This is a genomic window from Zoogloea sp. (genome assembly GCF_044344315.1).
In the GTDB taxonomy this organism is placed as follows: domain Bacteria; phylum Pseudomonadota; class Gammaproteobacteria; order Burkholderiales; family Rhodocyclaceae; genus Zoogloea.
This window is the reverse complement of the sequence record NZ_JBIJDC010000057.1, coordinates 21,113-27,855: the sequence shown is the minus strand read 5'-3', so window position 1 is coordinate 27,855 and position 6,743 is coordinate 21,113. Positions and strand designations below refer to the sequence as shown.

Annotated in this window: 7 protein-coding genes and 1 pseudogene; 6 read left to right on the top strand and 2 right to left on the bottom strand. The window is 61.6% G+C overall.

All coding sequences use genetic code 11. From position 1 onward, the window contains the following. Both ACIQ09_RS13295 and ACIQ09_RS13290 read left to right on the top strand, forming a co-directional pair. Nucleotides 1-399: HD-GYP domain-containing protein (locus tag ACIQ09_RS13295; protein WP_398310496.1), on the top strand; the 399-nt coding region annotated here is incomplete at its 5' end. Between the two features lie 97 nt (nucleotides 400-496). Continuing rightward, nucleotides 497-760 carry a hypothetical protein gene (locus ACIQ09_RS13290; RefSeq protein ID WP_398310493.1) on the top strand — a complete coding sequence of 88 codons (264 nt, stop codon included), beginning with the start codon at nucleotides 497-499 and terminating at the stop codon, nucleotides 758-760. Between the two features lie 7 nt (nucleotides 761-767). Here ACIQ09_RS13290 and cadR read toward each other — a convergent pair whose 3' ends face one another. Together cadR and ACIQ09_RS13280 are read right to left on the bottom strand one after the other, a co-directional pair. Next, the gene (gene cadR, locus ACIQ09_RS13285) at nucleotides 768-1,259 is read right to left on the bottom strand and encodes a Cd(II)/Pb(II)-responsive transcriptional regulator (RefSeq protein ID WP_398310490.1); all 492 of its coding nucleotides are present in this window, start codon (nucleotides 1,257-1,259) and stop codon (nucleotides 768-770) included. Nucleotides 1,260-1,275: 16 nt separating this feature from the next. Beyond that, a pseudogene (locus tag ACIQ09_RS13280) lies at nucleotides 1,276-1,613 on the bottom strand (YnfA family protein). A 91-nt stretch (nucleotides 1,614-1,704) separates the two neighbouring features. On the opposite strand from ACIQ09_RS13280, the gene ACIQ09_RS13275 reads away from it, so the two are divergent. From ACIQ09_RS13275 to ACIQ09_RS13260, 4 genes are all read left to right on the top strand, one after another. Beyond that, the gene (locus ACIQ09_RS13275; RefSeq protein ID WP_398310487.1) at nucleotides 1,705-3,924 is read left to right on the top strand and encodes a heavy metal translocating P-type ATPase; all 2,220 of its coding nucleotides are present in this window, start codon (nucleotides 1,705-1,707) and stop codon (nucleotides 3,922-3,924) included. After that, nucleotides 3,921-4,442 carry a signal peptidase II gene (lspA, locus tag ACIQ09_RS13270; protein ID WP_398310484.1) on the top strand — a complete coding sequence of 174 codons (522 nt, stop codon included), beginning with the start codon at nucleotides 3,921-3,923 and terminating at the stop codon, nucleotides 4,440-4,442. Before ACIQ09_RS13275 ends, lspA begins: the two co-directional genes overlap by 4 nt. Before the next feature lie 8 nt (nucleotides 4,443-4,450). After that, a complete protein-coding gene (locus ACIQ09_RS13265; protein WP_398310481.1) occupies nucleotides 4,451-4,942 on the top strand; it encodes a protein-disulfide reductase DsbD N-terminal domain-containing protein in 492 nt (163 codons plus the stop codon). A 456-nt stretch (nucleotides 4,943-5,398) separates the two neighbouring features. Further along, entirely contained in the window at nucleotides 5,399-6,706 is a 1,308-nt protein-coding gene (locus ACIQ09_RS13260; RefSeq protein ID WP_398310478.1) for a TolC family protein, read from the top strand. The last annotated feature ends 37 nt before the right edge of the window (nucleotides 6,707-6,743 follow it).

Sequence of the window (6,743 nt, the reverse complement as noted above, 5' to 3'; positions counted from 1 at the left end):
GTCCTCGGTACTGAGATCGTCACCGGAAACCCCTGGTTGCAGGAGGCTGCCGTGATCATCCGGCACCACCACGAACGTCTGGACGGAAAAGGTTACCCCGATGGTTTGCGCGGTGAGGAAATTCCCCTGATTGCCCGGATCTTCGCCGTCGTGGACGTGTTCGATGCGCTCACTTCCGAGCGCTCCTACAAGTCGCCGATGGGGCTCGACGAGGCCATGCAGATCATCCTGCACGAATCCGGAAGTCACTTTGATCCGCGCATCGCGACCGCTTTCATGGATATCGCCCCTGCGTTGTACGTCACGATCACGCAGGCAGAGACGAACGAATTACGACAACGTCTGCATGAGGCGCTGTTGCGCTACTTCAAGCTGGGCGTCTTGCCGCCGGTTGTGTAGTTCACGCCAGGCGCAGGACGTGTTCGGTTGGTGCGAGTCCCGTCGAGCCTTCGGTTGGTGATACCCTGATCGATTACCTGTTTTGCCTTCCATCTTCATGCCTGAAACCACCCGTCTCTTGATTGATCGCTGGAAGCAAGACCCGAATGGAACGTACCAGTCCTGGTTCTTGTGGCCCGAACGACTGAAGAACTTCCGCTCGATCCGACGTGGAATCGGCCAGGTCATCAAGGAGATCGACGAAGGCTCGTTCGGCAACGTCTATCGAGGATCATCCCTCCAAACGGTCGTGGCCTCGATTGCCGAGCAGCGTCAGATCTTCAAGGGGAAATCACAGAAAACGGAACAAATCGTACGCTAGGCCGATGTCATCTACCTTGTTTGTCTTGAGTACCCTTTACCAAGCCTGAGTTCGCAGCATGCCCATGCGATCCCAGAACGTGAGATGCCGTCTTGCCGCTAGGCACAATCGCTTGAGACAACCCGTCAAGAATGCCGCAGTGCGCAGCATCCCGCGACTCGCCACACCGCTCGCGCAGGTCTTTTAGTTGTCTCTCCAGTTCCTGGAGTTCTTGCATCCGTTGGGTGACGTGCCCAATGTGCCGATCAAGCAGACGGTTCACATCCGCGCAGTTCTCCTGGGGTGACTCCTTGAAGTGCAGCAAGACCCGGATCTCATCCAGCGTCATGTCCAGACCGCGACAACGCCGAATAAAGAACAGTCGCTGGGCATGTGTTTCCCCATAGATGCGGTAGTTGCCTTCGCTGCGGGCAGGCACGGGCAGCAGCCCATCACGCTCGTAATAGCGGATCGTTTCCACATTCGTCCCGGCAAGGCGGGCCAGCTCCCCGATTTTCATCTTCGTCTCCTATCGCTCAAACGGGCCGAGCCGGTTGGAGCATGATGATCGCCATACTGGCCAGTGCGACCGCACTGCCGACAAGATCCCATCGGGTCGGCACAATGCCATCGATCCGCCACAGCCAGATCAGGGCAATCGCCACGTAGACACCCCGTAGGCGGCATAGATTCGCCCGGCGGCACCCGGGTGCAGGGTCAGCAGCCAGGCAAACAGCCCCAGGGACACGACGGCGGGGATCAAGAGCCAGAGTGAGCGCTGCTGGGTCAGCACCAGCCACGGCAGATAGCAGCCGAGAATCTCGGTCAGCGCGGTGATGGCAAACAATCCAACAACTTTGACGAACTCAAGCATTGGTTCGGCTCCGATTATTTTTCCATTATTGTAATCAGTTGACTCTGTAGTCACTCAAGGGTTTCTAATGCTAAAAAACAAGGAGAACGCCATGAGTATTGGTCTCAACCCGAAGCCTTTTCAGAAAGCCGCCCATTGCGGATGTACGGGCGGCTGTTCCGCAACAGTGTCCACAGCGGCAGAAATCCCGGCAGCCTCCGATCTCGCTCAAAGCGATGGCGTGCCCGTCTTCGTGATTCCAACCATGGACTGCCCGAACGAGGAGAATGACATCCGTCGGGCAGTGGCCAGTATCGATGGCATCCGTTCCCTGCGTTTCCAACTGTCGGCACGCACCGTTTCGATAGACGCGACGACGGATGCCCTCGATGCGGCCTTGGCCGCCATCCGCCAGGCGGGGTTCAGCCCCAAAGCGGTCTCGGCAGATCAGGCAGCGAACAAAAACGTCGGCGTCAGTGAACTATGGCGTGGCATTTTGGCGCTGGGGCTGGCCGTCGGTGCGGAAGCGCTGGATTTCTTCGCGCCCGAAACCTTGCCTTTCAAGGGCTTCGGTATGACATTGGCCGTCGCCGCCATCTGGCTGTCCGGCATTTCCACCTATAGCAAAGGCGTGGCGGCATTGCGGCGCGGGCAGCTGAACATGAACGCGCTGATGGGCGTGGCCGTGACCGGTGCCTTCCTCATTGGCCAGTGGCCCGAGGCGGCGATGGTCATGGCCTTGTATACCATTGCCGAACTGATCGAAGCCCGCTCCGTGGATCGGGCGCGCAACGCCATCAAGGGCCTGCTCGACTTGACGCCGGAGACGGCGGAAGTCCGGCAGGCTGATGGGACGTGGCTGGAAATACCAGCCGCGGAGGTAATGCTGGATGCCTGCGTGCGGGTCAAAGCCGGATCCAGAATACCGCTCGATGGTCAGGTGACGGCAGGAAGCAGTGCGGTCAATCAGGCGCCGGTCACCGGCGAAAGCATCCCGATAGACAAGGTGGCGGGCGACCCGGTATTCGCCGGCACGATCAACGAAACCGGCATCCTGGAGTTCCGAGTGACGGCTGCTGCCGACAACACCACGCTGGCCCGCATCATCCATGCGGTCGAACAGGCGCAGGGGACGCAAGCACCGACCCAGCGCTTCGTCGACCGGTTTGCCGCAATCTACACCCCGACCGTGTTCGCCATTGCGGTTGCCGTAGCCCTTCTGACGCCCTGGCTCCTCGGCTGGACCTGGACGCAGGCGCTCTACAAGGCCCTGGTGCTACTGGTCATCGCTTGCCCCTGCGCGCTGGTGCTCGCCACGCCGGTAACCGTGGTCAGCGGCCTGGCGGCGGCGGCCCGACGCGGCATCCTGATCAAGGGCGGCGTCTATCTTGAGGAGGCCCGCAAACTGCGGGTCATCGCTCTCGACAAGACCGGCACCATTACCGAAGGCAAACCCCGTCTGGTCGCCACAGAACTGCTTTCCTCGACGATCCCCGAATCCCAGGTGCTTGCCTGGGCGGCCAGCCTGGCCGGGCACTCGGACCATCCGGTCTCCAAAGCGATTGCAACCGGTCTCAAGCTTCCTGAAAATGGCTTGACCGATTTTGTCGCACTCGCCGGACGAGGTATTGAAGCTCGCACGGATGGCCAACGCCTCGTTCTCGGCAACCATCGCCTGATTGAGGAGCGCAAGCTGTGCAGTGCCGAAATCGAGGCTCGCCTTCAGGTGCACGAGACGCAAGGCCGGACGGTCACCATGCTGGCGTCGGCTCAGCAGGTGCTGGCAATTTTTGCGGTGGCAGACACCATCAAGGACAGCTCACGGGAGGCGGTGGCCGATCTGCACCGTCTCGGTGTCGTCTCGGTCATGCTGACCGGCGACAATGTGGCGACGGCCGCAAGCATCGCCAGGGAAGCCGGCATCGACGACGCCCGGGGCAATCTTCTCCCGGAAGACAAACTGGCGGCCATCGAAGATTTGCAGACTCGCTTCGGGCTAACCGCGATGACCGGCGACGGCATCAACGACGCACCGGCGCTGGCCCGTGCTGACATCGGCGTGGCCATGGGTGCTGCCGGCACGGATACGGCGATGGAAGCAGCCGACGTGGTGATCATGAACGACGACTTGCGGCGCATTCCCGAGACCATTCGCCTATCCCGGCGCACCCATGCGGTGCTCTGGCAAAACATCGGGTTGGCGCTGGGGATTAAGGTGATCTTTCTCGGCCTCGCCGTTTTCGGCAATGCGACCATGTGGATGGCAGTCTTTGCCGATATGGGTGCGAGCTTGCTGGTGGTGGCCAATGGTTTGCGGCTGCTGCGCAAATGATGCGCCGGGAACGCCATTTCTGCGGCCGGCGGCGCTGGTTAGCGCTGGCCGCGGCCATTGTCTTGGCCGACCAAGGCATCAAGGGGTGGATTGCCGCTCAGTTTCCCTTGGGGGCCAGCCAAGCCGTGATGCCATTTTTCAACCTCGTTCACCTGCTGAATGACGGGGCGGCCTTCAGCCTGTTGGCCGGCGCCGGGGGCTGGCAGCGCTATGCCTTCATCGCCCTGGCCTCGGCGGTTTCGGGCGTGCTGGCCTTCCGGTTGCTGCAAGGCGTCGCAACCCGGTGGGAAGGCTGGGGATACGGCCTGCTCTTGGGCGGCGCCTTGGGAAACCTGACAGATCGCGTGATCCGGGGCGCTGTCGTGGATTATCTGGATCTCCATGCCGGCGGCTGGCACTGGCCGGCCTTCAATCTCGCCGACACGGCGCTTTGCCTAAGCGTCCTTATCCTCCTGGTAGGAATGACACTGGGGCCTGACCAAGCGGAGATACCCCCAGTAGAGACAGACAACGTATGAGGTCCAGGATGCAACCCTTTGCCCTTTGCTACAACGAGGAACCCGAATTGACTCCACGCTTTTTCTCCCTGCTTGCCCGTCTTGCCTTGTTTGCCTTCATGTTGGTCGGTGCGTTCCATCCTGCTTTGGCCGCCGAAGAGCCTCTGCCGCCCGATGAGGCCTTCCGGTTCAAAGCGTCGCTCAAGCGTGCCGACACGGTGGTAGCAGAGATCATTCCTGCAAAGAAGCACTACCTTTACAAGAACAAGGTCCGCTTTGCCCTCAAGAACGCCAGCGGCGTCATGATCAAGGAAGTCAAACTGCCGGCGGGCGAGATGAAGAATGATCCATTTTTTGGACAGATCGAGGTCTATAAAGCCCCCGTCGTTGCTCAAATTACTCTGGAGCGCTCTCCCAAGGCCAAGACGTTCACCCTGTATGCATCCTATCAAGGGTGCAACGAGAAGTTGGGTGTCTGCTACCCGCCGATCGAAAAAACGATCGACATGAAGTTCGATTGACACAGGTCGTCACGATAAGAATAATTCTCAGCCATGTGCCGCCACCCCCGTTTCCGCTCAATCATTGCGATGCTGCTGGCCTTCTGCCTGGCCAGCGCATCGCTGTGGAGCTATGGGGCGGAAGCGACTGCAGATGCGTTGTCGGACGAGATCGCCCATTTTTTTCCCTCCCAGGGTGAATTGCCTGATCCGGGTTTGGCCGACCAGCATTGCAATCAGGGCTGCCACGCACAATCCCATCTGACCGGGGCCGTGTACAGTCCTGCGGCGTTCTCCCCGATTCATTTCACCCCCCAAGAGCACACGAGAGTGCCGGGCAGGGCGAGGATCCCGACCCGTCCAAGTGAGGGGCCCTATCGCCCCCCTCGAACCGTCTTTCAAGCCTGAATCCCGTCGTTCGTTTTGATTCACGGCTGGCGTCCTGCGCGCCGGCCAGCGCTTGAAAGGTTTTTTCTCATGTGGTTTTGCAGCACTTTGGCTGTGGTGCGCCCCTGGCGGCGCGCTGTCGGCATCGTGACTGGGGCATGTGTTGCCCTGGCTCTCCCTCTGGCATCGGCCCAAGCGGCCACTGCCCTGACTCTCGAAGAAGCGTGGCGCCTCGCCGAAGCCGCCAATCCGACCCTGCGCAGCACGCACGCGAGGCTTTCGGCTGCCGAGGGTGAACTGACTGATGCCCGTAGTCTCCTCTGGAACAATCCGGAACTTTCCGCCGAACGGCTGCGGCGATCGGTTCCGCAGCCCGGCCTTGCCACCGAAAAGCAGCGCGACTGGAGTGCGGGGCTCGCACAGACCTTCGAAGTCGCCGGCCAGCCCGGTTACCGGCGCGAAGCCGCCACTCAGGAGCTGGCCGGGCTCCAGGCCACACTGCAGGAGACTCGTCGTCAGGTGCGTGCCGAGATCGAACAACGTTTCGTACTAGTGTTGGCGCTGCAGATGCGCATCGCCACTGAAGCGGAGGCACTGAAGCTCGTCGAGGATGCCGCGGCTGCGGTTCGCAAGCGGGTGGCGGCGGGAGAGGACAGCCGCCTGGACGGCAACCTCGCCATCGTCGAAGCCGAGCGCGGCCGCAACCAATTGGCCGCCCTGCACGAGCAACTGACCGAGGCTCGGGTGGAACTGGGCAGCGCCTTGCAATTGGTGCCCGATCACCTGCCCGAGGTCGCCGGTAATTTGATGCCGGCGACCCCAAGATACTCCCTGGAGGAACTGCTCGCCACGGCCGGCCAGCGGCCCCAATTGCGCGCCTTGGCATTGCGGGAAGCAGCGGCGGCCAAGCGTCTCGGCCTGGAGCGGGCAGCGGTCTATCCGGACATTACCGTCGGGGTCAATGTGGGCAGGGAAGGACCCGGCGAGGCCCGGGAAAAGCTGGTCGGCGTCAGCCTGTCACTGCCATTGCCGCTCTTTCGCCGCAATGCGGCGGGCATCGGCCGGGCGACGACCGAACTCACCCAGGCCCAGATCGAGCGGCAGGCCGCGGACCGCGATATTCCGGCCCAAGTGCGCGCCCTGTGGCGCAACGTCGAGAGCCTGCACGCCCGCGTGAAGCGCCTGGAAGACCAGGTGCTGGTGAGCCTCGACCAGAATCAGCGCCTGTCAGTCACTGCCTATCGCGCCGGCGAAATCGGCCTCCTGCAACTCATCGTGGTCAACCGCCAGGTGCTCGACGGGCGACGCGACCTGATCGAGGCCCGCAGCAACTTGCGGCTGAGCACCATCGCCCTCGAAGCAGCGGCCGGTTGGCCGGCTGCGGGAGAAGAGCGATGAGACCGCAGGCGCCAATGTTCCTCAATAAATCTTTTTC

Bases quoted from the DNA above. Each gene is read 5' to 3' on its own strand.
- ACIQ09_RS13290 (WP_398310493.1), top strand. From the start codon at position 497: ATGCCTGAAACCACCCGTCTCTTGATTGATCGCTGGAAGCAAGACCCG.
- cadR (WP_398310490.1), bottom strand. From the start codon at position 1,259: ATGAAAATCGGGGAGCTGGCCCGCCTTGCCGGGACGAATGTGGAAACG.
- ACIQ09_RS13275 (WP_398310487.1), top strand. From the start codon at position 1,705: ATGAGTATTGGTCTCAACCCGAAGCCTTTTCAGAAAGCCGCCCATTGC.
- lspA (WP_398310484.1), top strand. From the start codon at position 3,921: ATGATGCGCCGGGAACGCCATTTCTGCGGCCGGCGGCGCTGGTTAGCG.
- ACIQ09_RS13265 (WP_398310481.1), top strand. From the start codon at position 4,451: ATGCAACCCTTTGCCCTTTGCTACAACGAGGAACCCGAATTGACTCCA.
- ACIQ09_RS13260 (WP_398310478.1), top strand. From the start codon at position 5,399: ATGTGGTTTTGCAGCACTTTGGCTGTGGTGCGCCCCTGGCGGCGCGCT.